General features: G+C 37.5%; 1 pseudogene. It reads left to right on the forward strand.

Features of this window, described 5'->3' with window-relative positions:
• Positions 1-1,017 (forward strand): annotated as a pseudogene (locus BT156_RS21720) (hypothetical protein); the annotation flags it as partial.

Genomic DNA, 1,017 nt, shown 5'->3' on the forward strand with positions numbered 1-1,017 from the left:
ATTTCGGCTAATTCTGTCTTTTATAGTTCAAATGTCTACAGCGGGAGAGAGCCATTTACTTATTTCCTTAACGGAAATCTGAATCTCGGCTTGTACAAATGGTCAATGCCCATATCATACAGCTTTACCAATCAGGGAAGCCAATTGGGTTATCAGGTGCCATTTAAGTTTAATCGTATTAGTATCGCTCCAAAATACAAGTGGGTAAAAGCCTATATTGGAGATGCCAATATGACTTTTTCTCCCTATACATTCAATGGGCTGCTATTTACTGGTGCTGGTTTGGAACTGACTCCGAAAATACCATTGAAAGTTGCTTTAATGACAGGAAGGCTCAACAAAGCTGTAGAAGATAACGGAAATCCCAACACCATTCCTGCGTACAAAAGAATGGGATATGGTGCTCATTTAAAATGGGAAAAGGAAAAATATAAATTAGGATTAATTGGATTCTATGCAAAAGATGATGTAGGTTCTCTGAGTACAGCACCTGATGCAAAAGGTGTTTTGCCACAAGAAAACTTGGTGCTTTCAATGACCGGAAGTTTTAAACTCGATAAAAATCTTGAGGCTTTTGGAGAATATGCTAATACTTCTGTCGTTAATGATTTAAGGGCAACAACCAATGGCTCAGTAAAGAAAGGTATTGCCTCCAGATTTCTTTCGCCCAATTCTTCTATGGAAAGTTACTCCGCTTATAATACAGGAGTCAACCTTAAACTAAAAAAAGGAATGATAGGTGTTCGATACGAAAGGATTGATCCCGGATACAAAACTTTAGGAGCTTATTATTTTAATAATGATTTAGAAAACATTACGCTCAATTCTTCTTTCACAATGCTGAAAGACAGGTTGTCTCTTTCTACAAATATTGGAAGACAAAGAGATAATCTGGATAATAAGAAAGCCAAACAAACCAGCCGCTGGGTAGGTGCAGTTAATGCCAATCTGAAAGCCTCGGACAAATTGATGATTACCGCCAGTTATTCTAATTTTACCATGTTTACCAGCAGACAA

This window comes from Chryseobacterium limigenitum, from assembly GCF_900114875.1.
In the GTDB taxonomy this organism is placed as follows: Bacteria; Bacteroidota; Bacteroidia; order Flavobacteriales; family Weeksellaceae; genus Chryseobacterium; species Chryseobacterium limigenitum.